Origin of the sequence: Dactylosporangium sp. CS-033363 (genome assembly GCF_050942475.1) — a bacterium.
Taxonomy (GTDB): Bacteria; Actinomycetota; Actinomycetes; order Mycobacteriales; family Micromonosporaceae; genus Dactylosporangium.
In genome coordinates, this window is record NZ_CP192032.1 from 2,140,975 (window position 1) to 2,167,390 (window position 26,416).

Genomic DNA, 26,416 nt, shown 5'->3' on the forward strand with positions numbered 1-26,416 from the left:
AATGTCCAATGAACTGACTCGTCGTACCGTCCTGCGGCGCGCGGCTGCTGCGGGCCTGCTCGCCACGCCGGCTGCCGGTCTGCTCAGCGCATGCGCCGGTTCCAGCACCGATGACAAGGGCGGCAGCGACACCGGCACCAAGTCGGCCGACAACCCGTTCGGCGTCAAGGACGGCAGCACCGTCAAGGTCGTCGTCTTCGACGGTGGTCTGGGCACCGACTACGCGAAGAAGGACGTGACGATCTTCAACGCGAAGCACGCCAACGTCACGGTGAACCAGAGCGCCACCCAGAAGATCAAGACGCAGGAGCAGCCGAAGATGGCGACCTCCCCGAGCGACCTGATCAACAACTCCGGCGCCGACATCATGGACACCGCGACGCTGATCAGCGAGAACGCGATCCAGCCGCTCGACGACCTGCTCGACGCCCCGAACTGGGACGGCACCGGCAAGATCCGTGACACGCTGCTGCCGGGCACGATCAACGACGGCACGTTCAACGACAAGTTCTACACGCTGAAGTACGCCTACACCGTGTGGGGCATGTGGTACGACGCCGCGCTGTTCGAGAAGAACAGCTGGACCGCGCCGAAGACCTGGGCCGACTTCTTCACCCTGGCCCCGAAGATCAAGGCCGCCGGCATCGCCCCGTTCGTCTACGACGGCGTGCACGGCTACTACCCGCGCTGGCACATCATGGCGACGGTGTGGAACGCGGCCGGCAAGCAGGCCGTGGTCGACATCGACAACCTCAAGCCGGACGCCTGGAAGGCCGCGGGCATCCTCGAGGGCCTGCAGAACATCGAGAAGATGGTCAAGGACGGCCTGATCCTCGCCGGCAGCCAGGGCCTCAACCACACCCAGTCGCAGCAGGCGCACCTCGACCGCAAGGCCGCGTTCATCCAGGTCGGCACCTGGTACAAGAACGAGATGGCGAAGACCCTGCCGCCGGACTTCAAGCTGACGCTCTCGAACTACTGGGACGTGGCCAGCCCGAAGGCGGCCGGTGCGGTCTACGCCGGTGCCGGCGAGGACTGGGTCGTTCCGGCCAAGGCCGAGAACGCCGCTGGCGCGAAGGAGTACCTGCGCGCGATGCTGTCCACCGAGGGTGCCGGCGCGTTCGCGTCGCTCACCAAGTCCCTCGCGTCCGTCAAGGGCTCGGGCGACAAGGTCGACGACCCGGCGCTGGCCAGCGCCAACACCCTCATGAAGAGCGCCCCCGCCGACCTGATCTCGTTCCGGTTCCCGGACTTCTACGCCGACTACGGCAAGGAGAGCGAGAACCTGTCCGAGGACCTGATGGCGGGCCGCGTCGACGCCGCCGGCTTCGTCACCAAGATGCAGGCCGTCGCGGACAAGATCGCGAAGGACGACAGCATCAAGAAGCAGACCCGCAAGAACTGACCCCCGTTTCCCGGTTAGGTAGTGACTGAATCATGCGGCACGGTAAAGCGCGGTTCGTGACGGGCTTCCTCGCCCTTCCGGTACTGCTCTTCGCGTTCTACGTGGTGTGGCCGTTCGCCCAGGCGGTGGGGTACTCGTTCACCGACTGGGGCGGCTACTCGGACAAGCAGAACTTCGTTGGCGTGGACAACTACGTCAAGCTGTTCAAGGACGAGCTCGTCCAGAAGGCCTTCTGGCACAACGTGTTCTTCCTTGTCACCGTGCCGCTGTTCACGATCGCGCTGGCCTTGTTCTTCGCGTTCCTGCTCAATGTGGGCGGACGCGGAGACAAGGCCGGCATCCGGGGTGTGTTCGGGTCCAGCGTCTACAAGGTCATCTTCTTCTTCCCCCAGGTGCTCTCGCTGGTGCTGATCGCCGTCATGTGGCAGGCGATCTACCGCACCGACAACCAGGGTCTGCTCAACGGCCTGCTCATGAAGGCCGGGATCATCGACCCGGAGCACCCCAACCTGTTCGTGGCCGACCCCGAGCCGTTCCTCGGCATCCCCGCGGTGCTCTGGTGGCTGCTGCTCATCGCGATCTGGAGCGGCGTCGGCTTCTACATGGTCCTGTTCTCCGCCGCCATGCAGGGCATCCCGAAGGACATCTACGAGGCGGCGCTGCTCGACGGCGCCGGCCGCGTGGCCACCTTCGTGCGGATCACGCTGCCCCTGCTGCGCGACAACATCTCGGTCGCCTGGGTCTACCTGGGCATCACCGCGCTGGACATGTTCGCCCTGGTCTACGTCATGACCCCCAGCCAGGGCGGCCCCAACCACGCCTCCGAGATCTTCGCCTCGGTGATTCAGTTCACCGCCTTCAACCGCGGCCAGTTCGGCTACGCGTGCGCCCTCGGCGTCGCGCTCGCGATCTTCACGATGCTGATCGCCGCCCTCCAGCTGCGGATCACCCGCCGCGAACGAATCGAGTTCTGACATGGCTGACACGGTGGTGAACGACAGGCGGACGGCCCCCGCCGGCGGCGGCAACGGCCACCGCGCGGTACCGAAGGCCAAATCGGAGCCGCTCAAGCTCGGCGACCGGGTGTTCGGCGGCTTCTCCCACCTGTTCCTGGTCGTCTGGGCCCTGATGGTGGTCTACCCGATCCTCTGGGTGATCATCTCGTCGTTCAAGGACGACAAGTACATCATCAAGGAGCCGCTGTCCCTCAACCCGCACGGGCTGCACTGGGACAACTTCTCCCGCGCCTGGACCAACGGCGGGCTGGGCTCGTTCTTCGGCAACACCATCATCGTCGTCGGCGGCGGCGTGATCCTCACGATGCTGCTGGGCTCGATGGCCGCCTACGTGCTGGCCCGCTACGAGTTCCCCGGCAACCGGGCGATCTACTTCCTGTTCCTGTCGGGCCTGACGCTGCCGGTGTACCTCGCGATCGTGCCGCTGTTCAAGGGCGTCTACAACACCGGCGTCACGTTCCCGCTGCTCGGCCTGAACTCCCGGTTCATGCTGATCCTGGTGTACGTCGCCTGGTCGCTGTCGTTCACGATCTTCTTCATGCACTCGTTCTTCCGCACGCTGCCGACCTCGGTCGCCGAGGCGGCGCTGGTGGACGGCGCGTCGCACAGCACGCTGTTCTTCCGCGTGATGCTGCCGATGGCCAAGCCCGGCCTGATCAGCATCGGCATCTTCAACGTGCTCGGCCAGTGGAACCAGTGGTACCTGCCGACGGTGCTCATGCAGGACACCAGCGGCGCCGGCAACGTGCACCAGGTGCTGGCCCAGGGCCTGATCGGGCTGTCGGTCAACCAGGGGTACAAGTCCGACTGGTCCGGCCTGTTCGCCGGTCTGACCATGGCCATGCTGCCCGTGCTCGTCGTCTACATCGCCTTCCAGCGGCAGGTGCAGGCCGGCCTCACCAGCGGCATCTCCAAGTAACCCAGGGACCCGCGCGGCCCCGGCGCTTCCACGAGAAGTACCGGGGCCGTGCGATGTAATGCCTACATGCTCATCGCGGTTTCGCCCTCCGGCGCCGGCGGCCTCCTGCGGCCCCTGGCCGACGACGGCACGCCAACCGGCGACGAGCAGCACGTCCAGGACCTGGCGGGGGCGGTCGCTCGAGTCGAGTCACGCGATCGCCCCCGCTGGCTCTGGGCGTCCACCGCCGAGCTGTACCCGCGCCTCGTGCGCGCCGGCGTCCGCGTCGAGCGCTGCCACGACCTGGAGCTCGCCGAGGCGCTGCTGCTCGGCGCGGAGGGCGCCTGGGGCCAGCCCCGCATGCTCCCCGCGGCCCTGGCCCGGCTGGAGGGCCGACCGGTGCCGCCAGACCCGCCGTCGCGGGCCGCCGAGCCGCCCGGCCTGTCGCAGGACTCACTCTTCGACGCGTTCGATGCGGCAACGGTACCGTCGGATGCTCTTCTGAAGGTTTTTCTCGCCCAGCGGCGGCGGGTGGAAGCGCTGCCGGAGCTCGAGTCCGCCCACCCCCTCGCGCCACGGGCCGGCGGGATGCGCACCCTGATCGCCGCCGAGTCCGCGGGCGCCCTGGTCGCCGTCGAGATGGGCCTGGCCGGCCTGCCCTGGCGCGCCGACGTCCACGACGCCCTGCTGCGCGAACAGCTCGGCGCCCCCTCGCCGGTCGGCGGCCCGCCCGCGCGCCTGGCCGAGCTCGGGGTCCGGCTCAACGAGGCCCTCGGCCAGCGGGTGCACCCCGAGTCCCCGTCCGAGCTGCTGCGCGCGTTCGCCCGGGTCGGCATCATGCTGCGCAGCACCCGCAAGTGGGAGCTGGAGCACGTCGAGCACCCGGCCGTGCCGATCCTGCTGGAGTACAAGGAGCTGTACCGGCTCTGGACCGCGCACGGCTGGAGCTGGCTGGACCAGTGGGTCGAAGGCGGCCGCTTCCGCGCGGAGTACATCCCCGGCGGCGTCGTCTCCGGCCGCTGGGCCACCCGCGGCGGCGGCGCCCTGCAGATCCCCAAGGTGGTGCGCCGGGCCGTGGTGGCCGACCCCGGCTGGACGTTCGTGGTGGCCGACGCGGGCCAGCTCGAACCCCGGGTGCTCGCCGCCGTCTCCGGCGACCGGCGGCTGGCCCGCGCGGGCGCGGCCGGGGACCTCTACGCGGCCCTGGCGGCCGAGGCGTTCGGCGGCGACCGGGCCAAGGCGAAGATCGCCCTGCTCGGCGCGATGTACGGCCAGACCGGCGGCAACGCCGCGCCCGCCCTCGCCGCGCTGCGCCGCTTCTACCCCGACGCCTGGGACCTGGTCGAGGAGGCCGCGCGCACCGGCGAGGCCGGGGGACTGGTGCGCACCTGGCTCGGGCGCACCTGCCCGCCCTCGTCCGTCACCTGGCGCGAGGGCTTCGACGAGCCCGGCGCCGAGGTCGAGTCCCGCGGCGGCGCCAGGGGCCGGGCCCGCGGCCGGTTCACCCGCAACTTCGTCATCCAGGGCACCGCAGCCGAGTGGGCGCTGGTGCTGCTGGCCCGCCTGCGCGCCGCCCTCGCCGGCCGCCGCGCCGAGCTGGTGTTCTTCCAGCACGACGAGGTCATGGTGCACTGCCCGCAGGACGAGGCCGAGGCCGTCGCGGCCGCCGTGCACGCCGCCGGCGACGAGGCCCGGCGGCTGCTCTTCGGCGACACCGAGGTCCGCTTCCCGCTGGACGTGTCGATCGTGGAGCGCTACTTCGACGCGAAGTAGGCCTTCAGCATGTCGGTGTGCGTGGGGAAACACAGCTCCTGCGGCCCGAGGGCGAGCTCGAAGCCGAGCGATTCCTCGGTCCGGGTGGATTCGGGGATCTCGACGAAAGGACGCGGCGGCAGTACCCCGAAAACGATCAGATTCCCGCTCGTCACGCTGTGCACGTCGAAGAGCCGCACGTCGGCCGCGTCGGCGCGGATGGTGGTCTCCTCGCGCAGCTCGCGGACGGCCGCCTCCTGCCACGTCTCGCCGACCTCGATGAAGCCGCCGGGCAGGGCCAGCTCGCCGCGGCGGGGCTCGATGTCGCGGCGCACCACCACGATGCCCCGCCCCTCGTCGGTGTCCACCGGCAGCAGCGTCACCGCCACCGGCAGCGGGTTGCGCCAGGTGGTCTCGCCGCAGACGTCGCAGACCCGCGGCCAGGGCGCCCCTTGCGCATAGGCGGCGCCGCAGTACGAACAGTGATCATGGAGGGCCATGAGCATGCAGCCTACCGAGCGGGTACTAATCTGACGCGGGTGAGCGCGATTGCCGGTCTCGTACTCGCCGCAGGTGGTGGCCGCCGGTACGGCGGACCCAAGGCCCTCGTGCGCCACGAGGACGGCCGCCTGCTGGTCGAACGCGCCGTTGCCACCCTCCGCGACGGCGGCTGCACACGCATCTGGGTCGTCCTCGGCGCCGAGTCGGGCCGCGTCCGCGACGAGGCCACGCTCGGTGACGTCACCGTGGTGGACAACCCGACCTGGAAGAGCGGGATGGGCTCGTCGCTGCGGGCCGGCCTGGCCGCGCTGGCCGAGTCCGACGCGCCGGCCGTCGCCGTGCTGCTCGTGGACACGCCGGGCATCGGGCCCGACGCCGTCGCGCGGTTGCTCGCGGCCGCGCCGGAGGGGCCGGGGGCGCTGATGACCGCGACGTACAAGGGGAAGCGCGGGCATCCCGTGATCCTGGGCCGCGACCACTGGGCCGGTGTCACCACCCTGGCGACCGCGGACGTCGGGGCGCGGGCCTATCTCGTCGCGCACGCCGATCTGGTGCAGGGCGTGCCGTGCGAGGACATCGCCGACGACGCCGACCTGGACTTCCCGCCGGAGTCCTAGGTGCGGTGGGCCTGGTTCCACAGGCCGGGCCAGCCCGAGGGGCCCAGCCAGCCGGCCGGGGCCAGCAGGCCGTGGGCGGCGACGTGGTCCCAGAACGCCTCGCGGTCGGCGCCCAGTTCCGTCGCGTCCGGCCAGGCCGACTCCCAGGGGTCCTCGTTGAGGCGGGTGACCGGGAAGCCGGGCACGGTGACCCGGCGCGGCTCGGCGACCGGCACGCCCGGGCCGGCCCACGTGGTCACCGCCAGGGTGCACGCGCACAGCATGGGTTCGTCGAGCCCGTCCGGCCGGCGCGCGGTCAGGACGGGGGAGTCCGCCCGCAGCAGCGCGCCCAGCGATCGCCGGATCCGCCGCGCGACCAGCTCGGTCGTGCGCGCCTCGGCGATCCCGGGGGCCCGGGCCACGGTGCGCAGGGAGCCCGGCAGCGGCTCGTCGAGCGCGAGCGGGGCCAGGTCGGGGTGCCCGTACCCGGCGAGCGCCGCACTCATCGGCCGCGCATCCCTTGCTGAGTTGGGGTGCGCGTACGCGGTGAGGGCCGCGCTCATCGGCCGCGCGTCCCTTGCTGAGTTGGGGTGCGCGTACGCGGTGAGGGCCGCGCTCATCGGCCGCGTGCCGCCGGCTCGCCAGGCCTCGCCCGCGGTGAGCCGGTCGGCGTCGAGCGCCGTGGCCAGGGCCCGGGTCAGCGCGCCCGGCGGGACCCGGCGCAGCGCCGTCATCTCCGGCGTGCCCAGGAGCCGGCCGAGCAGGTCGATTGCCGCGACGGTACCGGGCTGCAGCACCGCCGCGGCCGCCAGCTCGCCGAGCGCCGGGCCGTGCTCGCGGCTGATCCGCGCCGCCGGGGTGCGCGGGCGCCGCGGGGCCCGCTCGGCGCGCGGTTCGTGGATGGTGCTGTTCGGAAGGGCCGGCGGCGGGGCCAGCGCGGCCAGCCACGCCTTCACCCGCGCCGTCAGCTCCGGCTCGGGGTCCTGGTTGAACCGCCCGCGCAGCTCGTAGATGCGCCAGCCGCGCGCGCTCGGGCGGATGTCGGCGTTGGCCACGATCCGCCCGCCGGGGGCGCGCAGGGCGACCAGGAATGCCTTTCCGGACAGCGCATTGCCGGTGTACCACGAGCCGCCGATACAGTTGCCCATGAACGTGCCCCACTCGGCGGTCTGCCGCGGGGTACGCGCGATCTCGATCACCTCGTCCCCGCCCGGCAGCGTCGTGCCGTCGGTGGCCAGCACGGCCTCGGGCACCGGGAACGCGCCGGTGAGCGCCTCGGTCACGGCCGCGCCGGCCTGCAGCGCCGCGATCAGCTCCGGCCAGGTCTTCGCCTTCGCGAGACTCGGACGGGCCCCGGCCAGCCCCGCGAGCTGAGCGGTCCCGGCCGCGACCAGCGCGATCGAGTCCCAGCGCGGGGCGAGCGGCGAGTCCTCGTCCGCGGGCAGGTTCCAGTTGACATCCGGGATCCGCCCGTACTCCACGATCGCCGGCGCGCACCAGTACAGCTGGGCGAGCGCGTCGCCGAGGTCCGCGAGCCAGACCATGTTCCCGACGCGCTCCGGCCCCGGCTCCAGCTCGAACAGCGGCGGCTGCTCCCACCGCGCCCGCTCGGACGCCGGCCGCCACCGCTGCATGGGCTGCGCGGCCCACGCGATCGCATCCTCCCGCCCGGGCGCGTCGGGCACCTCGATCATCTCGACCAGCAGGCCGGAGGCGTTGCCGTACGCCAGGCGGCCGTACACCCCGGCGCTGGCGACCGCGGTCCGCACGAACGCTTCGTCCCGCGCCCGCCCGGCCTCGTCTCGCGCCCGCCCGGCGTCGTCTTGCGCCCGCCCGGCGTCGTCCCGCGCCCGCCCGGCCTCGTCCCGCGCCCGCCCGGCCTGGTCTCGTGCGTGCCCGGCGTCGTCTTGCGCCCGCCCGGCGTCGTCCCGCGCCCGCCCGGCCTCGTCCCGCGCCCGCCCGGCATCGTCTCGTGCGTGCCCGGCCCGGTCTTGTGCGTGCCCGGCGTCGTCTCGTGCGTGCCCGGCCAGGTGCTGTTCGTTTTCGCGCTGGTTCGCTTCGGGCTGCGCGGCCAGGTGCTGTTCGTTTTCGCGCTGGTTCGCTTCGGGCTGCGCGGCCAGGTGCTGTTCGTTTTCGCGCGGGATCGCCTCGGGCCGCGCGGGCAGGTGCCGCTCGATCTCGCGCAGGATGACCCCGGGCCGCGCGGGCAGCCCCGTGAAGCCGGGCACGTGTTTCGCGGCTCGACCGGCCTGCTCGCCATTCATCCGCGCGGCCTCGGTGACGATCTCGTCCCGGTGCAGCTCCAGCGCCGCGGCGACCCCGTGGTCGGCGACACTGACGGCGAGCCGCAGCAGCAGGGTGGCCGCCAGGCAGTCCTCCAGCGCGCCGTCGGCGACCTGCCGCCGGTACCACGAGGGCCGCTGCCAACGCGCGGCCTGGGCGAGCGTCGGCTCCTGCCCGATGGTCCGGCGGACGGCGAGGACGATCTCGTCATCGTCGTACCGGTCGAACCGCCTCTCCAGATCCCGGAGCCGATCCACCTTGGCCTGCGTGCCCCGCCGCCGCTCCCGCCGCCGCAACATCTCCCGATGCTCTTCGACCCGCGCCCAGAGATCGCCGAGCAGCACGGCCCGCCGGGCGCGGGGGAGCGGCTCCAGGACCTGCCGCAGGTGCGCCCCGACCACGGACGGCAGCCCGTCCGGGAACGGGTCGGCCCCGTCCAGCTGCAGCAGTTCGACCAGCTGCTCGGGCCCGAGCAGCTCGGCCGCCGCGACCGCGAGCCGCAGCGCCGACCACCGCCCGGCCACGACGGCCGCGGTCGCGGCGGCCCCGAGCGGCTTGGTCGCCTCGATCCCGAACAGCGCCACCGAGATCGCCGCCGGCGACCCGAGCGCCTCGGCCCCGACCACCCCGAGCGCCGCGAGCATCCCGTCCCGCCGATTGCCGGCCCCGCCCTCGATCCGGGCCGAGCGGAACCCGCCCCCGAGCTCGACCCCGGCGTCGGCGGCCACCACCCCGGCCCGCGCGACAAGCCACTTGAGCCGATCGAGCGCGGCATTGACCTGCTCCTCGGAGGCGTCCACGGGCCCGACCGCGACCGGCCGCCCGGGACCTGCGACGTCACCCAGGGGCCAGACGCCCTCGCGGGCGGCCGGCAGCACCCCACCCGCAAGCCGAGTCGTCACGCCGCCATGATGGCGCCGCGGGCATCGACCGCGCAGCGCATTTTCCGCCCGCCGACGCTCTCGGGGCGCCGGACGTTTTCGCGGGGATCGGCAGCAGGCCACATCGACCGGCCGAAGCACTCGCGGAGCCGGACGCTCTCGCGGGCGGCCGTTTGCACCGGACGCTCTCGTGGGCGGCCATTGGCCCCCCACCGGCGAGCCGCGTCATCACGCCGTCGGGATGGCGCCGCGGGCGTCGGTCGCGCCGTTGTGATGGTGCGGCGGGCGTCGGTCGCGCCGCATGATGGCGCTGCGGGCGTCGCGTGCGCAGGGCGCTTTCGGCCTGCCGAGGCGCTCGTGGGGCCGGACGCTCTCGTGGGCGGCCATTGGCACGCCACCGGCGAGCCGCGTCATCACGCCGTCGGGATGGCGGCGCGGGCGTCGGGCACGCCGTCGGGATGGCGCCGCGGGCGTCGGGCACGCCGTTGTGATGGTGCGGCGGGCGTCGGTCGCGCCGCGTGATGGCGCCGTGGGCATCGGCCGGGCAGCGTATTTCCGGCCGCCGAAGCTCTCGTGGAAGGCACGGGTCGTGGCGCATAGTTGGGGGCGTGCCGGACTTCGCGTCGCCGGCCGCTCTCGCGGCGCGCCTGGCCGACGTGGGCTACCTCGCCGACGAGGGGCTCGCGATGGCGGGCTTCCTCGCGCTGCGCCTGCACCGGCCGATCTTCCTGGAGGGTGACGCCGGGGTGGGCAAGACCGCGTTCGCCGGCGCCCTGGCCGACGCGGCCGGCGTCGAGCTCATCCGCCTGCAGTGCTACGAGGGCCTGGACGCCGCGCAGGCGCTCTATGACTGGGACTTCCCCCGCCAGGTGCTGCACCTGCGCGCCGTGGAGGCGGCGGCAGGCGGGCAGGTCTCGGCCGAGGAGCTCGAATCCGGCCTGTACTCCCGCCGCTTCCTCCTCGCCCGCCCCCTCCTGCAGGCCGTCGAGCGCGCCCCGTGCGTACTGCTGGTCGACGAGATCGACCGGGCCGACGACGAGTTCGAGGCCTACCTGCTCGAACTGCTCGCCGACGCCGCGGTGACCGTCCCCGAACTCGGCCGGATCGTGGCCGAGGTCCCGCCGGTCGTGGTGGTCACGAGCAACCGCACGCGCGAGGTGCACGACGCCCTGAAGCGCCGCTGCCTGTACCACTGGGTCGCGCACCCCACCCCCGAGCGCGAGGCCGCCATCCTGCGGACCCGCCTCCCCGGCATCGAGGAGCGCCTCGCCGCCCGGGTCGCCGCCGCCACCGCCACGCTGCGCACCCTCGACCTGGTCAAGCCGCCGGGCGTGGCCGAGGCGATCGACTGGGCGGCCGCCCTGCGCGCCCTGGGCCTGACCGCGCCGGGCCTGGACACCCTGGGCGTCGTGCTGAAGGTCCGCGAGGACATCGAACTCGTCCGGAGCGCCGATGTTCTCGCCTGACCGCGTCGCGCTGGACCGGCGGCTCGCCCTGCTGCGAGTCGCTGCCAGACGGCGTGGAGCGACGCACGCACGAACCGGCGCGGATGTCGCGCCTGACCGGGTGGCGCTGGACCGCTGGCCGGCCTGCGTGCGAGGTGCCGATGTTCTCGCCTGACCGCGTCACGCTGGATCGGCGGCTCGCCCTGCTGCGAGTCGCTGCCAGACGGCGTGGAGCGACGCACGCACGAACCGGCGCGGATGTCGCGCCTGACCGGGTGGCGCTGGACCGGTGGCCGGCCTGCGTGCGAGGTGCCGATGTTCTCGCCTGACCGCGTCGCGTTGGATCGGCGGCTGGCCTTCCTGACCGCGCTCGATGCGGTGGGCGTCGAGCACGCGTACTGGGTCGGCCGCCTCACGCTGTGCGGCTCGCCGGAGGACATCGCGCGGTACGACGCCGCCTTCCTCGGTCAGCAGCGCGAGCCCTCGCCGCGGGGCACGCCGTGGCAGGTCCGGCGGCTGCCCGAGCGGTCGCTGTTCCGGGCCACGATGCCGCCCGAGGCGCCGACCAGCGAGGGTGACCCGGGGCTGGCCGTGCGCGCGAGTGCCGAGGAGGTCCTGCGCCACCGCGACCTCGCGACCCTCTCCGCGGTCGAGCGCGCCGAGGCGGGCCGGCTCCTGGAGCTCACCGCGCGGGCGCACCCGATGCGGGCGGGCCGCCGGTACCGGCCGGCCTCCCGTGGTGTCGTCGACCGCCGCCGCACCGTGCGCGGGCTGCTGCGCGGCCCCGATGCGCTGCTGCGCAAGACCCGCCGGCCGCGGCCCCGGCGGCTGGTGCTGCTGTTGGACGTGTCGGGCTCGATGTCGCCGTACGCCGACGCGCTGCTCCGCTTCGCGCACGCCCTGGTCCGCAACTGTCCACGGTGGACGACGGCGTACGCGCTCGGCACCCGCCTGACGCCGCTCACCACGGCCCTGCGCACCCGCGACCCGGAGACCGCCCTGCGCGTGGCCGGCCAGGCGATCCCGGACTGGCGCGGCGGCACCCGGCTGGCCGACACGATGGGCTCCTTCGTCCGCGGCGACGGCCACCGCGGCGCCGCCCGCCGCGCGGTCGTGGTCGTCTTCAGCGACGGCTGGGAGACCGGCGACGCCGCCCGCCTGGCGGACACGGTCGCTCACCTGCGCCGCCTGGCCGCGCGCGTGATCTGGGTGAGCCCGCACGCCGGCCGCCCGGGTTTCGCCCCGTCGGCGGCCGGCCTGGCGGCGGTCCTCCCGCACGTCGATGCCCTCGTCGCGGGCCATACGATCGCGGCGCTCGACGAAGTGGCCCGGAACCTGGAGGTGCGCCGTGCGTGAGGTGATCGACGATCTGCTCGGCTGGTGGCGCTCCGGGGCGACCGTGGGCATGGCCACCGTGGTGCGGACCTGGCGCAGCTCGCCCCGCCCGCCCGGCGCCACCATGCTGGTCGGCCCCGACGGTACCGCGGTCGGCAGCGTCTCCGGCGGCTGCGTCGAGGGCGCCGTCTACGAGCTCGCCCAAGAAGTGGTCGGCAACCGCGCGCCCGTCGTCGAGCGGTACGGCGTCAGCGACGACGACGCGTTCGCGGTCGGCCTCACCTGCGGCGGGATCATCGAACTGCTGGTCGAGCCGGTCGATCGGACCAGCTTCCCGGAGCTGGAACGCGTCGCCCAGGCCATCGCCCGCCGCGACCCGGTCGCCGTGGTGTCCATCGTGGAGGGTCCGGCGGACAGCGTCGGCCGGCGCCTGGTGGTGTGGCCGACCGACGCGGACGGGACGCTGGGCTCGGCGCGGCTGGACGCCGCGGTGACCGATGACGCGCGCGGGCTGCTCGCGGCCGGGCGTACCGACACGCTGCACTACGGACTCGGCGGGGAGCGGCGCGGCGAGGGGCTGACGGTGTTCGTGGCCTCGTACGCCCCGCCCGCGCGCATGCTCGTGTTCGGGGCCATCGACTTCGCCGCGTCGGTCGCGCGGATCGGGGGCTTCCTCGGGTACCACGTGACGGTCTGTGACGCCCGCCCCGTCTTCGCCACCTCGAAGCGGTTCCCGGGCGCCGACGAGGTGATCGTCGATTGGCCGCACCGGTACCTCCAGGGCGAGATCGACGCCGGCCGCGTCGACGACCGGACGGTCATCTGCGTGCTCACCCACGACCCGAAGTTCGACGTGCCGGTGCTGCAGGTCGCGCTGAGCCGCGAGTTCGCGTACGTGGGCGCGATGGGTTCCCGCCGCACCCACGACGACCGCATGGACCGCCTGCGCGAGGCCGGGGTGACCGCGACCGAGCTGGCCCGCCTGTCCTCGCCGATCGGCCTCGACCTGGGCGCGCGCACCCCGGAGGAGACCGCGGTCAGCATCGCCGCCGAGATCATCGCCGGCCGCTGGGGTGGCGGGGGAGCGCGCCTCACCACCACCGCGGGCCGGATCCACCACGACTGATCTCATGCCACCTTGATTACAACCTTGCCCGAAACGTGACCGTTCTCGACGGCGGCGAGGGCGGCCGGAGCGCCGGCGAGTGGATGCATCGCAGTGATCGCGGGTGTGAGGACTCCGTCGAGGGCCAGGCGGGCGGCCCGCTCCAGATTCTCGCGGTCGAGGCGACGTTCGACGAATCGCCCACCGATGTCGGACACCGACGTGTCACTCACGGCGATGACGTTGCGGGGATCCTTGGCCAGTGGGGCGACCGTCCGCAGCGAGGCGCCTCCGACCAGGTCGACGATCCCGTCGAAGTCCTCCGGAACCAGCTCGCGGGCCGCGGTGGCCACGCCCCCGGCGGTGTAGTCGATGAACCGCACCCCGATAGCCTCGGCGGGCTCGCGCTTGGTGCTGCTCCCGGTGCCGACCACCCGCAGCTCGCGCTGGACGGCCAACCGGGCGACCAGGAGCCCCACCCCGCCCCCGACCCCGTTGACCATGACAGTGGCGCCGGGTGGGAGGCCGAGCTGGTCGAGCGCGTCCACCGCGGTTGTTCCGGCCACCGGCAACGTTGCCGCCACCGTCGCGGACAGGCCTACCGGGATGCGAGCCGTGTTCAGTGCGGACAGCACCGTCGTCTCGGCGTAGGTCCCGCCACCGGTGAGGGCGAAGCCGAAGACCAGGTCACCCACCGCGAGCCCATCGACGCCCTCGCCCAGGGCGAGAACGGTTCCGGCTGCCTCCATGCCCAGAACCCGGGGAAACGGACGCCCGCTGTCGAGCCCGGGGATCGGGGTCGAGCGCAGAACGTGGTCCATCGGGTTCACGCCGGCGATGTCGACCCGAATCAGCACCTCGCCGTGGCCGGGGACCGGGTCGGGACGATCAAAGAACTCCTGTACCTCGGGCCCGCCAAACCTGCCGAAACCCCACGCCTGTCCCATGTTCTGCCGCCTCCTGCATGACCGGCCCGGTCGTTCCGGGCTCCAAGGCCATGCTCACCGCTGACATCGGTGTGAAGGGCAACCGGCTGAGGCGCGAGTCACAACGTCGGGCCTGCGGTGTCACCCCGGGACCGGGGCCGAGGTCAGCTCCGCCCAGTACCTACGGTTGATCCCGATCAGTACATCGAGTGCATCCCGGGTCTGGAGCAGGTGCGCGATGTCGGCGTCGATCCGCTCGCGCTCGTGCGTCATTGTGACGAAGGCCGACTCGGTGATCGCCGGGTCGGTCGGAGTGTCCACGCATGGCAGCACAGACGCGATCACCCGGCTGGACATGCCCGCGTCGAACAGCTGCCGGATCAACGCCACGCGCTTGACGTCGGCATCGGAATAGTGCCGCTGCCCGGCATCGGAGCGCGCACTGGCCAGCAGGCCCTGATCCTCGTAGTACCGCAGGGACCGCGGACTCACGCCCGTGCGCTTGGACAACTCGCCGATCCGCATTCCTGAAAGCCTACGCGCGCATGATCAAGGGCTCAGAACTTGTGAAACGCAGCCTAGTCTGCGGGTACGACAGAAAAGTCGGTCGTCAACAGCTCGGCCAGGCGCCCCGGCTGATCCAGCGGGATCAGCGTGTCCGTGTCCGCCACCTCGACCAGCCGCCCCTGCGGCAACAGCTCCGCGAGCCGCCGCCCGTGCTCCGGCGGCATCACGCGATCCTGCGCCGCCCAAACCACCAGAGCCGGCCTGTCGTACCCGCGCAGCTCCGAAGCCGCCCGCACGAGCACCGAGCGATCGCGGAAGATCGAGCGCAGCACCCGTACCGTATCCGCCGCAATCCCCGGCGTGGACAGCAGCGGCTCCATCCAGCCGCGCGTCACGGCGTCGCCGCACCGGGTCAGCCAGCCGAACGCGATCGGCAGCCGGCGCATCGGGCGCAGCCGCATCTGCTGCATGAACGCCCGGAACAGCCCGGCCGGCAGCCGGCCCAGCAGCGCGACCGCGCGGCCCGTCAGGCCCGGCGGCAGGTTGTCGAACGCCTCGCAGGACACCAGCACCAGCCGCCCCACCCGCGGGTGCCCGGCGGCCAGCTGCGCCACCGCGCCGCCCGTGTCGTTGCCGACCAGCGTCACGCCGTGCAGGTCGAGCCGCTCCAGCAGCTCCCCGACGATCGCGGCCTGTCCCGGCAGCGACAGATCGGCGTCCGCGCGTACCGCATGCCGGTGCGCCCCCAGCGGCAGCGTCGGCGCGACGACGCGGAACCCGCCCGCCACCACGAGCGGCACCACCGCGTCCCACAGCGACGCGTCCATCAGCAGGCCGTGCAGCAGCACCATGACCGGCCCGTCGCCCCCGGTGTCCCGGTACTCGACGGTCCCCACCCCGAGCTCGACCGATGTCATGCCAAAAGTGAACCACGTGGTTCGCATTCGGCGCCAGACCCTCAGCCCGACTGCTCCTCGCGCTCGAGGGCCCGCAGCAGCGCCCGCAGCCCGGCGGCGATGCCCTCCTCGTCGCCGCCGGTGACCCGGTCGAGCAGCAGCCCGCGCAGCGTCGCGAGGACCATCTCGGCCACCTCGGCCCTGCGTTCGGCCGCCCAGTCCGGCGGGCACAGCGAGAGCAGCGCGGGGAGGTACCGGTCGGTGGCCTCCCGCCCGAACTTCGCGTACCGGGTGGGGTCGTACATGGCCAGCCCGGTCGACTGCTCCAGCACGCGGTGCCCGAAGCGCGGATCGGTCAGTACCGGCCACAGTGCGGCGACCCGCGACGCCAGCGTCCCCGAGCCCGCCACCGCGAGCGACGTGTCGATCCGCCGCTCCCGCAGCCGGTCGACCGCCTGGACGAGCAGGTCGTCGACGCCCGCGAAGTGGTACAGCAGCACCTTGTGCGTCGCCCCGGCCGCCCGCGCGGCCCGGCGCAGCGAGAAGTCCACGAGCCCGTTCGCGGCCAGGTCCTCGACGACCGCCTCCAGCAGTTCCTGCCTGCGCGCCTCGCCCCGTGACGTCCCGGCCGACCGCCGATACCCTGCGCTCTCCACGGTTGTCAGCATCGCAGCCGAAAAAATACGGCTGGGAGGATGGTCCGCCCAGCGGAACAGCCACGTAGCATCCTGCGAATGCTCGCGACGATGTGCGCCGCGGCGGCGATCGCCGGCGTCTACGTAGTGCTGATCGGCCGTCACCTGTACAAGGCCGCCGAGTCCGGCCGCCCCCAGCGCCGCCGGGCCACGGCCGAGCGCCTGGCCACCATCCGCCTGTTCACGGGCGACCTGGACCGCGCCGGCTACCGCGCCGAGCTGGAGGCGCTGGCCGCACTCGACGCCGTGGAGCGCCCGCTGACCGTGCCGGCTGCGGAGCACTGACGAGCAGTACTGACGAAACAACCCCTTGCTTTGATCTTCGTGGGTGCGGTCTGCTGATCAGGCAGTGGCCCGTGTTGCGTCCGCCGCGTGACGGGGCCGTTCGGCACCCCAGAGCGGGAGGCAGCATGTCCTCTGGCCAACGTGTTCGCGTGAGTGTTGACGTCGACGGCAGCCGCTACGTCGATGATGTCGAGCCGCGAACCCTCCTCGTCCAGCATCTTCGCGAGCGGCTCGGCAAGGTTGGCACGGTCGTCGGATGCGATACCAGCAACTGCGGCTCGTGCACCGTGCTGATGGGTGGTGCCGGCGAGGCGCCGCAGAGCGTCAAGAGCTGCTCCGTGCTCGCCGTGCAGGCCGACGGGGCCGGCGTCACCACGATCGAGGGGCTGGCCGGTCCCGGGGGCGAGCTGCACGCGGTACAGCAGGCCTTCCACGAGCTGCACGCGCTCCAGTGCGGCTACTGCACCCCCGGCATGATCATGTCCGCCGTGGACCTGCTGCGCGACAACGACGACCCGTCCGAGGAGGAGATCCGCGAGGGGCTCTCCGGGAACCTCTGCCGCTGCACGGGGTACCAGAACATCGTCCGTGCCGTGCAGAAGGCGGCGAAGAGCCTGCGTGAGGTGGTGCCCGCATGAGCACCACGGAGGTCGGAACGGCCCGGCGGCGCAAGGAGGACGCGCGGCTGATCACCGGGCGGACGCGCTGGACCGACAACATCGCCCTGCCCGGGATGCTGCACCTGGCGATCCTGCGCAGCCCGCACGCCTCGGCCCGGATCGCGCGCGTCGACGTCTCGGCCGCCCTGCGCGCGCCCGGCGTGGTGGCCGCGTTCAGCGGGGCCGACGTCGCCGACGTGCAGGGCAGCCTGCCGTGCGCGTGGCCGGTCACCGAGGACATCGTGCACCCGGTCCGGCCGCCGCTGGCGGTGGACTTCGTGCGCCACCACGGCGAGGCCGTCGCGGTCGTCGCCGCCCGGGACGCGGCGAGCGCGATCGACGCGCTGGAGGCGATCGAGGTCGACTACGAGCCCCTGGATCCGGTACTCGATCTTGACAAAGCATTTGAAAACCAAGGACTTGTCCACCCGGACAAGGGCACCAACCGCTCGTACACGTGGATCTTCGATTCGGCCGACGCGGGCACCGGCACCAGCGTGGCGGACGCCGAGGGCGAGGTGCGCATCGAGCGCCGCTACGTGCAGCAGCGCCTGATCCCGGCCTTCATGGAGCCGCGCAGCGTCGTGGTGGACCCGGGCGCCGGCGACTTCACCATCTGGTCGGCGACCCAGATCCCGCACATCCTGCGGGTCTTCTACGCCCTGCTCACCGGCGTGCCCGAGCACAAGATCCGGGTCATCGCGCCCGACGTGGGCGGCGGGTTCGGCGGCAAGCTGCAGGTCACGCCGGAGGAGATGATCGCCTTCCTGGCCGCGCAACGCATCGGCAAGCCGGTCAAGTACACGGAGACGCGCGGCGACACGATGCTCTCCGCGCACCACGGCCGCGACCAGATCCAGCACATCACGCTGACGGCCCGGCGGGACGGCACGCTGACCGGCATCGACGTGAAGCTCATCGCGAACATGGGCGCCTACCTCGGCCTGGTCGGGCCGGGCGTGCCGATCCTGGGCGCGTTCATGTACAACGCGATCTACAAGGTGCCCGCCTACCGCTTCGAGTGCACGGGCGTCTTCACGAACACCACGATCACCGATGCGTACCGCGGGGCAGGGCGGCCCGAGGCGACGTACGCGATCGAGCGGGCCATGGACGAGCTCGCCGCCGAGCTGGGGCTGGACCCGATCGAGGTGCGCCGCCGCAACTGGATCAAGGCCGAGGAGTTCCCGTTCACGACCGTGGCCGGCCTGGTCTACGACTCCGGCGACTACGACGCGGCCACGGACCGGGCGCTGGAGCTGTTCGGCTACGACGAGCTGCGCGCCGAGCAGGCGAAAAGGCGAGAAGCGGCGGATCCGGTACAGCTTGGGCTCGGGGTTTTGACCTACACCGAGATGTGCGGCCTGGCGCCGTCGCGGATCCTCGGCGCGCTGCGGTACGCGGCCGGCGGCTGGGAGAGCGCCTCCGTGCGTGTCCTGCCGACCGGCAAGGTCGAGGTGGTGACCGGCACCAGCCCGCACGGCCAGGGCCACGTCACGGCGTGGAGCCAGATCGTCGCCGACGAGCTCGGGGTGGCCTTCGACGACGTCGAGGTGCTGCACGGCGACACCCGCACCTCGCACAAGGGGCTGGACACGTACGGCTCCCGCTCCCTCGCGGTCGGCGGCGTCGCGCTCGTCGAGGCGTGCCGCAAGGTCCGCGACAAGGCGCGCACGGTCGCCGCCCACATGCTCGAGTGCAGCCCCGACGACGTGGAGTTCAGCGCGGGGGCGTTCCGGGTGCGCGGTACCCCCGACGCCGCCAAGACCCTCGGGGACTGCGCGTTCGCCGTGTTCGCGGCGCACGACCTGCCCGACGGGGTGGAGGCGTCGCTGGACGCCGACGCCACCTTCGACCCGCAGACGTTCTCGTTCCCGCACGGCACCCACCTGTGCGCGACGGAGGTCGACACGCTCACCGGGCGGGTCACGATTCGCCGGTACGTCGCCGTCGACGACGTCGGCCGCGTGGTCAACCCGCTGATCGTGGAGGGCCAGGTGCACGGCGGCGTCGCGCAGGGCATCGCGCAGGCCCTGCACGAGGAGGCCGTCTACGACGCCGGCGGCACCCTGCTGACCGGGTCGTTCGTGGAGTACACGATCCCGACGGCGGCCGATCTGCCGACCATCCTGTCCGACCGGACCGAGACCCCGGCGACCTCGAACCCGCTCGGCGTCAAGGGCGTCGGCGAGGCGGGCGCGATCGCCGCCACGCCGGCCGTGGTCAACGCGATCGTCGACGCGCTGCGGCCGTACGGGGTGTCCGACGTCCCCATGCCGTGCACGCCCGAGCGCGTGTGGCGGGCCGTGCAGCGAGGAGGTGCGGCATGATCCCGGTCCCGTTCGACTACGTGCGGGCGTCGACCGTCGAGGAGGCGATCGCCGCGCTCGGCTCGGCCGAGGAGGGCAAGCTGCTGGCCGGCGGGCAGTCGCTGCTGCCGGTGCTGCGGCTGCGGCTCGCGGCGCCGACGGTGCTCGTGGACCTCGCGGCGATTTCGGGGCTCAGGGGAGTACACGTGGAGGGAAACGAACTCGTGATCGGGGCCATGACGACCCATGCGGAAGTCGCGGCCTCCGACCTGGTGCGCGAGCACGCGCCGCTGCTGGCCGAGGCGGCCGCCACCGTCGGCGACCGCCAGGTGCGCCACCGCGGCACGATCGGCGGCTCGCTCGCGCACGCCGACCCGGCCGCCGACCTGCCCGCCGTGGCGGCGGCCCTCGACGCGACCTATGTCGTGCAGGGCCCGGCGGGGCGGCGGCCGGTCCCGGCGGGCGAGTTCGCGGTCGACCTGTTCACCACCGCCCTCGCCCCGGACGAGATCGTGGTCGAGGTGCGCCTGCCCTCGACCGCCGGCTGGGCCGTGCAGTACGAGAAGTTCCACCGCACCGCCCAGTCCTGGGCGATCGTGGGGGTGGCGGCGGCCGTGCGCCGGGACGGCGGCGGCATCGCGGCGGCCCGGGTCGCGCTGACCAACGTCGGGCCGGTGCCGCACCGCGCCCGCGCGGTCGAGGCGGCCCTGACCGGCGCCGCGGCCACCCCGGCGGCGATCGCCGAGGCCTGCGCGCAGGCGGCGGCCGGCACCGCGCCGGTCGACGACCTGAGCGCGTCGGCCGACTATCGCCGGGAACTGGCCCGCGTCCTCACCACCCGCGCCGTGTGCAAGGCACTTGGCGTCTAGGGTGGAACAGTTCAGGTGGCCCCGGCTCCTGTGCCGGGGCCACCTACTTCTTGGAGGTAGGGGCCCGTGCAACTGGAGAACACCTTCACCGTCCCCGTCCCGGTCGAGCAGGCGTGGAGCGTCCTGCTCGACATCGAACGGATCGCGCCCTGCATGCCCGGGGCGACGCTGACCTCGGTCGTGGGCGACGACTTCACCGGCACCGTCAAGGTCAAGCTCGGCCCGGTCAGCCTGACCTTCAAGGGCAACGGGCGCATCGCCGAGCGCGACGAGGAGGCCCGGCGGGTCGTCATCAACGCGTCCGGCGCCGACAGCCGGGGCGGCGGCACGGCCCGGGCGACGGTCACCGCGGCGCTGGTCACCGAGGGCGACGGCACCCGGGTGAACGTCTCGACCGACCTGGACATCACCGGCAAGGCCGCACAGTTCGGCCGCGGGCTCATCGGCGACGTCAGCGGCCGGCTGATCGGGCAGTTCGCCGACTGCCTGGCCGGCAAGCTGGCGGGCGACGCCGAGGCGCCGGCCGAGGCGCCGAGCGAGACGGCCCCGGCCCCCGAGGGCACCGCGCTGCTCACCACCGACGCGGCCCGCGCGGGCGAGCCGGTGGCGCCGGTGCAGCCCGAGGCGGAGCCGATCGACCTGCTCGCCGTGTCGGGCGTCGGCGCGGCGGTGCGGCGCGCGGCGCCGTACGTGGTCACCGCGGCCGCGAGCTTTGCGGTGGTCCTCGGCATCATCTGGTGGATCCGCCGCCGCTGAGCGGTCTTGATCCAGACCCGCGGTTCATCCGATAAGGTGACGTTGAGTAATTGTCGGATGACCAAAGGTGATGGCTGATGATCGGCATCGGATCACGGCGCCGCCTCGGCCCCCTGGCTGTCGCGGTGGTCGCCGCGCTCGGCCCGGGGGCGCCGGTGAACGCCGCTCCGCCCATGGGGATCCTGTTCAACGCGGACGCGACGGCGGTGTCCAGCGGCTACGTGGTGACGCTGAAGAAGCCCGCGGGCGCGCAGAGCGCCGGGCAGGCCAAGGCGGCGGTCGCGGAGGCGGCGGAGGACATCGCCGATCAGTACGGCGGGGACGTCGGCGCCCAGTACAGCCGGGCGGTTCTCGGGTTCAGCATCGACGACATCAGCGACGCCGACGCCAAGCGGATCGCGGCCCAGTCGAACGTGGACAGCGTCGAGCGCAACATCCTGCTGCACAAGGACGCCACCCAGTCCTCGCCGCCGTGGGGGCTGGACCGCATCGACAGCCACCCGTACTCGCTCGACAGCTCGTACACGTACCCGAACTCGGCCCCGGCCGTCACCGCGTACGTGCTGGACTCCGGCATCCGGATCAGCCACAACGACTTCGGCGGCCGGGCCACCTACGGGCACAACTTCGTCGACCGGGACCTGCACCCTTCGCCGACCCCGGCCAACGTCAACAACAGCAACGACCCGGCCAACGCCAACGACTGCGACGGCCACGGCACCCACGTGGCCGGCACCATCGGCGGCACCAGCTACGGCGTGGCCAAGCAGATCTCGCTGGTGGCCGTGCGCTCGCTCGACTGCGACGGCAACGGCTGGCTGGACGAGGTGCTCGGCGGCATCGACTGGATCACCACGTACGCGCAGCAACCGGCCGTGGCCAACATGAGCCTCGGCTCCGACGAGCCGACCGTCTCGCTCACCCAGGCCCTGCAGAGCTCCATCGCATCCGGGGTGACCTGGTCCGCCGCGGCCGGCAACGGCGACGCCGACGGCAACCCGACCAACGCGTGCAACAACTCGCCGGGCAACGTCGGCGAGGCGATCATCGTCGGCGCGACGGACCTCGACGACCGGCCGGCGCCCTGGTCCGACTACGGCCCCTGCGTGGACCTCTACGCGCCGGGCGTCGGCATCACCTCGGACTGGATCACCACCGACGCGGCCACCAAACAGCTCGACGGCACCTCGATGGCCTCGCCGCACGTCGCCGGGGCGGCCGCGCTGATCCTCCAGGCGCACCAGGACTACAGCCCGGCGCAGGTCCGCAACGCGCTCGTGCAGGGCTCGTCGGTCAACGTGCTCGACATGTCGTCCTATCCCGTGTACGCCCGGGCCAGCTCGCCGAACCGGCTGCTCTTCGTCCGCCAGGCCGACCCGCCGCGCCCGGTCGGCAAGCCGCAGAACCTCTACAACCCGCGCTTCGGCACGACCGAGGTCTATGCGCGCTCGAACACGAGCAACCACCTGATCTACGCGTACTGGGCCGGCGACTGGTCGGACTGGGGCGACCTCGGCGGCAACCTCCAGGGCGACCCGGCGGTGCTCTACAACCCGAACTACGGCACGACCGAGGTCTATGCGCGGCTGTCGAACAACCATCTCGGGTACCGCTACTACGCCAACGGCTGGTCGCAGTGGATCGACCTCGGCGGCGACCTCGCCGGCAACCCCGCGGTGATCTACAACCCCAAGTTCAAGACCACCGAGGTGTACGCCCGGACGTCCGCGAACGCGCTCGCCTACATCTACTACGCCAAGGGCTGGTCGGGCTGGAACGACCTCGGCGGGACGCTCACCAGCGACCCCGCGGTGCTCTACAACCCGAAGTACGGCACCACCGAGTCGTACGCGGCGACCGGCAACGGGCTCGCGTACCGGTACTGGTTCAACGGCTGGAAGGACTGGATCACCCTCGGCGGGACCGTGCAGGGCACGCCGGCGGTGCTCTACAACCCTTCAGTCGGTACCACCGAGGTCTACACGCGCACCGCGGGCAACCAGCTGGCCTACGTGTACTACTACAACGGCTGGTCCGGCTGGACCGGGCTCGGCGGCAGCGTGGACCAGGACCCGGCGGTGATCTACAACATGGCCTCCAAGACCACGGAGGTGTACGTCCACACGCCCGGCAACGAGCTGCAGTACCTGTACTACTTCCGCGGCTGGTCGGGCTGGAACGACCTGGGCGGGAACACGGCCGGGAGTCCGTCGGTGCTGTACAACCCGCGGTTCGGCGACACCGAGGCGTACACGTTGCAGGGCGACGGGCACGCGTACTACCGGTACTACGCGAGCGGCTGGTCGGACTTCATCGATCTGACGCCCTGATCTCTGCTAGAGGGTCAGGCCTGGATACGGCGGCTGGGGGAGGGTGAAGGTCGCGACGCCTTCGGGCGCGCTTCCCGAACCCACCCAGTCCGCCAGGGCGGCGCCGGTGGCCGGGGCCATCATGATCCCGGTGGTGAAGTGGCCGCCGGCGAACCAGGCGTTGGACACGCCGGGGAGCCGGTCCACGACCGGGGTGCGCCTTTCGACCTGCGGTCTGAAGCAGCACCATCGGTGGGTGATCGTGGCCTCGGCAGCAGCCGGGAGCAGGGTGGCCAGGTCCTTGGCCATCGGGTCGCTGACCTCGGGCCGGACCTCTGAGCTGGTGTCGCCCTCGTCGAAGGTGCCGCCGCAGACGATGCCGCCGCCCGGGAGCGGGGTGCCGCCGCCGTAGGGGCCGGCCAGGACGCTGCCGAGCCGCCACGGGCCGGGGGCGAGGGCGAGCATGTGACCCTTGATCCAGCGCTGCGGCACGCCCTGGTGCCACGGCGGCGGGACCAGGCCGGTCGCCACGATCAGCGCGCCGGGGGTGAGATCGCCGGCGGTGGTGTGGACGGTCGTGACGCGGCCGCCGCGCACCGAGACGCCGATCATCGCGACGCCGGTGACGACCTGCCCGGCCCGTTGCGCGAGCGCCGCGGCCAGTCGCACCGGATCGACGCCCAGTTGGTGCTCGACCATCAGCGCGGCGGCGCCGTCGGGCAGGCGGACGTCCGGTTCCAGGGCGCGCAGCTCGTCCTGGTTCAGTACTTTTCCGGTCTCCTTGGCTTTGTCGGTCTCCTTGGCTTTGTCCGTCTCCTTGGCTTTTTCCGTCTCCTTGGCGATCGACTCCAGCGGGCGGATGTCCAGCCAGCGGGTCGGCCAGGTGCCGATGGCGTGGTGCCATTCGTCGTCGAGTTCGCGGTACAGCTGCCGGCTCCTGCGACCGAACGCCACGAACTGCGGGGTGTCGGTGCGCTCGTGCATGTCCGGGGCGATCGCGCCGCCGTTGCCCGAGGAGGCGGCCGGGACCAGGCGCGGGGCGCGCTCGATCAGCACCACCCGGCCGAGCCCCGCCCGCCGGGCGAACACCGCCGCGGCCAGGCCGATCGCGCCGCCGCCGACCACGAGGACGTCGGGGCTGCGGTCCAGGTCCTGCGGGCGGCCGGGCGCGAGCAGAGCCCGGTGGTCCGCGCTGCACCGGTCGTCCCAGACGGTCACTCGATCCACCGGGCAATTGTTCCTCACGCATGGCCAACTTTGGATCACAGCTCCTTGTCATTGCTGCGCCCATCTTTCTGATCAGCGGAAAGCTGCGCTGCGAGATAGACCGTCTGCGATCTAGACTGTGGCTCTGCCAAAGGAGGTGTCCGATGTCACTGTTATCGGCTCTGGACTCCAGGCACACGGTGGCCCCGGAGGGTTACAGCCGCTGGCTCATCCCGCCGGCGGCGCTCTCCGTGCACCTGTGCATCGGTCAGGCGTACGCCACGAGCGTCTACAAGAACTCGCTCATCGCCCACTTCGGCGTCAGCCAGACCGCGATCGGCATCATCTTCAGCATCGCGATCGTGATGCTCGGGCTGTCGGCCGCGGTCGGCGGCACCTGGGTCGAGCGCAACGGGCCGCGCAAGGCCATGTTCGTCTCGGCGTGTTTCTGGGGCGCGGGCTTCCTGGTGGCCGCGCTCGGGATCAGCACCAAACAGCTGTGGCTGGTGTACCTCGGCTACGGCGTCCTGGGCGGCATCGGCCTGGGAATCGGGTACATCTCGCCGGTCTCCACCCTGATCAAGTGGTTCCCGGACCGCCCCGGCCTCGCCACCGGCCTGGCCATCATGGGCTTCGGCGGCGGCGCACTGATCGCCAGCCCGCTGTCCCGCCAGCTCCTGTCCCTCTACGACGCCGGCTACGACCCGGCCGACGCCAAGTCCGTGGCCGGCGGCTCCGCCCTGGTCCTGCTCTTCGTCACGCTGGGCATCGGCTACTTCCTCATCATGATGTTCGGCGTCTTCAACGTGCGCGTACCCCGCGAGGGCTGGCGCCCGGCGGGCTTCGACCCCGCCTCGATCCGCGAGAAGCCCCTGGTCACCACCGCGAACGTGAGCGCCGCCAACGCCCTGCGGACCCGGTCCTTCTGGCTGCTGTGGATCGTGCTGTTCTGCAACGTCACCGCCGGCATCGGCATCCTGGAACAGGCCAGCCCGATGATCCAGGACTTCTTCCGCGACAACGGCGCCTCCACCGTCAGCGTCGCCGCCGCGGCCGGCTTCGTAGGCGTCCTCTCCCTGTTCAACATGGCCGGCCGCTTCGCCTGGTCAGCCACCTCCGACGCGATCGGCCGCAAGCCCATCTACATGCTCTACCTGGGCGTCGGCATGATCCTCTACGCCCTGCTGGCCTCGGTCGGGCACACCGCCACGGCCCTGTTCGTCCTCCTGGCCGGCTTCATCCTCTCCTTCTACGGCGGCGGCTTCGCCACGGTCCCCGCCTACCTGCGCGACCTCTTCGGCACGTACCAGGTCGGCGCCATCCACGGCCGCCTCCTGACCGCCTGGTCCGCCGCCGGCGTGGCCGGTCCCCTGATCGTGAACGGCTTCCTCGATGCCCAGGGCAAGCCGGGCACCCTGACCGCGTCCGCCTACCAGCCCGCCCTCTTCACCATGGTCGGCGTACTGGCGGTGGGCTTCATCGCGAACCTCCTGATCCGCCCGGTCCCCCAGCGCTACCACGAACAGGCCCCAGAACCCGAGAAGGTGGCGTCATGAACAACTCCCACTCGGTGCGCCTGCTGGTGAGCTGGGCGCTGGTGGCCGTCCTGCTGGGCTACGGCGTCATCGAAACCATCATCACCGCCGCCAAACTCTTCAACTGACAGCTCTTTCGCCGCACTCCGCCGGCGCCCCACCGCCCAACCGATTCCCCGGGGCGCCGGCGACCTTTCCGCTCGCTTCGCGGGCCCGAGCTTCGGTTCGCCGACTCGGGCCTCGGTGC

At 72.4% G+C, this 26,416-nt stretch carries 23 protein-coding genes; 16 read left to right on the forward strand and 7 right to left on the reverse strand.

Going from position 1 to position 26,416, the window contains the following annotated elements:
• Position 1: 1 nt before the first annotated feature.
• The 4 genes from ngcE to ACQPZ4_RS09880 all read left to right on the forward strand — a co-directional run bounded on the left by ngcE (position 2) and on the right by ACQPZ4_RS09880 (position 5,092).
• A complete protein-coding gene (ngcE, locus tag ACQPZ4_RS09865) occupies positions 2 to 1,405 on the forward strand; it encodes an N-acetylglucosamine/diacetylchitobiose ABC transporter substrate-binding protein (protein ID WP_433058112.1) in 1,404 nt (467 codons plus the stop codon).
• A gap of 32 nt (positions 1,406 to 1,437) precedes the next feature.
• On the forward strand, positions 1,438 to 2,379 hold the full coding sequence (locus ACQPZ4_RS09870) for a carbohydrate ABC transporter permease (protein ID WP_433058114.1): 942 nt from the start codon (positions 1,438 to 1,440) through the stop codon (positions 2,377 to 2,379).
• Positions 2,380 to 2,533: 154 nt separating this feature from the next.
• On the forward strand, positions 2,534 to 3,340 hold the full coding sequence (locus ACQPZ4_RS09875; protein WP_433066423.1) for a carbohydrate ABC transporter permease: 807 nt from the start codon (positions 2,534 to 2,536) through the stop codon (positions 3,338 to 3,340).
• Between the two features lie 66 nt (positions 3,341 to 3,406).
• Entirely contained in the window at positions 3,407 to 5,092 is a 1,686-nt protein-coding gene (locus tag ACQPZ4_RS09880) for a bifunctional 3'-5' exonuclease/DNA polymerase (protein WP_433058116.1), read from the forward strand.
• Here ACQPZ4_RS09880 and ACQPZ4_RS09885 read toward each other — a convergent pair.
• Positions 5,074 to 5,571, reverse strand: a complete 498-nt coding sequence (locus tag ACQPZ4_RS09885) for an NUDIX domain-containing protein (RefSeq protein ID WP_433058117.1) — start codon at positions 5,569 to 5,571, stop codon at positions 5,074 to 5,076. The two genes, ACQPZ4_RS09880 and ACQPZ4_RS09885, sit on opposite strands and share 19 nt — an antisense overlap.
• 39 nt (positions 5,572 to 5,610) lie before the next feature.
• Here ACQPZ4_RS09885 and ACQPZ4_RS09890 point away from each other — a divergent pair, with 39 nt between their 5' ends.
• Positions 5,611 to 6,189, forward strand: a complete 579-nt coding sequence (locus ACQPZ4_RS09890; RefSeq protein WP_433058119.1) for a nucleotidyltransferase family protein — start codon at positions 5,611 to 5,613, stop codon at positions 6,187 to 6,189.
• On the opposite strand, the gene ACQPZ4_RS09895 is transcribed toward ACQPZ4_RS09890, so the two are convergent.
• Positions 6,186 to 9,353 (reverse strand): hypothetical protein, encoded by a 3,168-nt coding sequence (locus ACQPZ4_RS09895; RefSeq protein ID WP_433058121.1) that lies wholly within the window; start codon positions 9,351 to 9,353, stop codon positions 6,186 to 6,188. The genes ACQPZ4_RS09890 and ACQPZ4_RS09895 overlap by 4 nt on opposite strands.
• Positions 9,354 to 9,940: 587 nt before the next feature.
• On the opposite strand from ACQPZ4_RS09895, the gene ACQPZ4_RS09900 reads away from it, so the two are divergent.
• The 3 genes from ACQPZ4_RS09900 (at position 9,941) to ACQPZ4_RS09910 (ending at position 13,238) form a co-directional block, all read left to right on the forward strand.
• Positions 9,941 to 10,798, forward strand: a complete 858-nt coding sequence (locus ACQPZ4_RS09900) for an AAA family ATPase (protein WP_433058123.1) — start codon at positions 9,941 to 9,943, stop codon at positions 10,796 to 10,798.
• 294 nt (positions 10,799 to 11,092) lie between these two features.
• Positions 11,093 to 12,133: a vWA domain-containing protein gene (locus ACQPZ4_RS09905; RefSeq protein WP_433058125.1), complete on the forward strand. Its 1,041-nt coding sequence runs from the start codon at positions 11,093 to 11,095 to the stop codon at positions 12,131 to 12,133.
• Positions 12,126 to 13,238, forward strand: a complete 1,113-nt coding sequence (locus tag ACQPZ4_RS09910; RefSeq protein WP_433058127.1) for an XdhC family protein — start codon at positions 12,126 to 12,128, stop codon at positions 13,236 to 13,238. Before ACQPZ4_RS09905 ends, ACQPZ4_RS09910 begins: the two co-directional genes overlap by 8 nt.
• A gap of 2 nt (positions 13,239 to 13,240) precedes the next feature.
• Here ACQPZ4_RS09910 and ACQPZ4_RS09915 read toward each other — a convergent pair whose 3' ends face one another.
• The 4 genes from ACQPZ4_RS09915 to ACQPZ4_RS09930 all read right to left on the reverse strand — a co-directional run bounded on the left by ACQPZ4_RS09915 (position 13,241) and on the right by ACQPZ4_RS09930 (position 16,202).
• Positions 13,241 to 14,164: an NADP-dependent oxidoreductase gene (locus ACQPZ4_RS09915; protein ID WP_433058129.1), complete on the reverse strand. Its 924-nt coding sequence runs from the start codon at positions 14,162 to 14,164 to the stop codon at positions 13,241 to 13,243.
• A gap of 120 nt (positions 14,165 to 14,284) precedes the next feature.
• Positions 14,285 to 14,668 carry a MerR family transcriptional regulator gene (locus tag ACQPZ4_RS09920; RefSeq protein WP_433058131.1) on the reverse strand — a complete coding sequence of 128 codons (384 nt, stop codon included), beginning with the start codon at positions 14,666 to 14,668 and terminating at the stop codon, positions 14,285 to 14,287.
• A 53-nt stretch (positions 14,669 to 14,721) separates the two neighbouring features.
• Entirely contained in the window at positions 14,722 to 15,567 is an 846-nt protein-coding gene (locus ACQPZ4_RS09925) for an alpha/beta fold hydrolase (protein ID WP_433058132.1), read from the reverse strand.
• A 41-nt stretch (positions 15,568 to 15,608) separates the two neighbouring features.
• Entirely contained in the window at positions 15,609 to 16,202 is a 594-nt protein-coding gene (locus ACQPZ4_RS09930) for a hypothetical protein (RefSeq protein WP_433058134.1), read from the reverse strand.
• A gap of 78 nt (positions 16,203 to 16,280) precedes the next feature.
• On the opposite strand from ACQPZ4_RS09930, the gene ACQPZ4_RS09935 reads away from it, so the two are divergent.
• The 6 genes from ACQPZ4_RS09935 (at position 16,281) to ACQPZ4_RS09960 (ending at position 23,449) form a co-directional block, all read left to right on the forward strand.
• Positions 16,281 to 16,526, forward strand: coding sequence for a hypothetical protein (locus ACQPZ4_RS09935; protein ID WP_433058136.1), 246 nt, complete (start codon positions 16,281 to 16,283; stop codon positions 16,524 to 16,526).
• Between the two features lie 149 nt (positions 16,527 to 16,675).
• Positions 16,676 to 17,164 (forward strand): (2Fe-2S)-binding protein, encoded by a 489-nt coding sequence (locus ACQPZ4_RS09940; RefSeq protein WP_433058137.1) that lies wholly within the window; start codon positions 16,676 to 16,678, stop codon positions 17,162 to 17,164.
• Positions 17,161 to 19,515: a xanthine dehydrogenase family protein molybdopterin-binding subunit gene (locus tag ACQPZ4_RS09945; protein ID WP_433058139.1), complete on the forward strand. Its 2,355-nt coding sequence runs from the start codon at positions 17,161 to 17,163 to the stop codon at positions 19,513 to 19,515. Before ACQPZ4_RS09940 ends, ACQPZ4_RS09945 begins: the two co-directional genes overlap by 4 nt.
• On the forward strand, positions 19,512 to 20,363 hold the full coding sequence (locus ACQPZ4_RS09950; protein WP_433058141.1) for an FAD binding domain-containing protein: 852 nt from the start codon (positions 19,512 to 19,514) through the stop codon (positions 20,361 to 20,363). Before ACQPZ4_RS09945 ends, ACQPZ4_RS09950 begins: the two co-directional genes overlap by 4 nt.
• 66 nt (positions 20,364 to 20,429) lie before the next feature.
• Complete coding sequence (locus ACQPZ4_RS09955) at positions 20,430 to 21,119, forward strand: SRPBCC family protein (RefSeq protein WP_433058142.1); 690 nt, start codon at positions 20,430 to 20,432, stop codon at positions 21,117 to 21,119.
• A 77-nt stretch (positions 21,120 to 21,196) separates the two neighbouring features.
• Positions 21,197 to 23,449 (forward strand): S8 family serine peptidase, encoded by a 2,253-nt coding sequence (locus tag ACQPZ4_RS09960; protein ID WP_433058144.1) that lies wholly within the window; start codon positions 21,197 to 21,199, stop codon positions 23,447 to 23,449.
• A 6-nt stretch (positions 23,450 to 23,455) separates the two neighbouring features.
• On the opposite strand, the gene ACQPZ4_RS09965 is transcribed toward ACQPZ4_RS09960, so the two are convergent.
• Positions 23,456 to 24,655: an NAD(P)/FAD-dependent oxidoreductase gene (locus ACQPZ4_RS09965; RefSeq protein WP_433058145.1), complete on the reverse strand. Its 1,200-nt coding sequence runs from the start codon at positions 24,653 to 24,655 to the stop codon at positions 23,456 to 23,458.
• A 149-nt stretch (positions 24,656 to 24,804) separates the two neighbouring features.
• Here ACQPZ4_RS09965 and ACQPZ4_RS09970 point away from each other — a divergent pair, with 149 nt between their 5' ends.
• Entirely contained in the window at positions 24,805 to 26,190 is a 1,386-nt protein-coding gene (locus ACQPZ4_RS09970; RefSeq protein WP_433066425.1) for an OFA family MFS transporter, read from the forward strand.
• A complete protein-coding gene (locus ACQPZ4_RS09975) occupies positions 26,187 to 26,297 on the forward strand; it encodes an MFS transporter small subunit (protein WP_433058147.1) in 111 nt (36 codons plus the stop codon). Before ACQPZ4_RS09970 ends, ACQPZ4_RS09975 begins: the two co-directional genes overlap by 4 nt.
• The last annotated feature ends 119 nt before the right edge of the window (positions 26,298 to 26,416 follow it).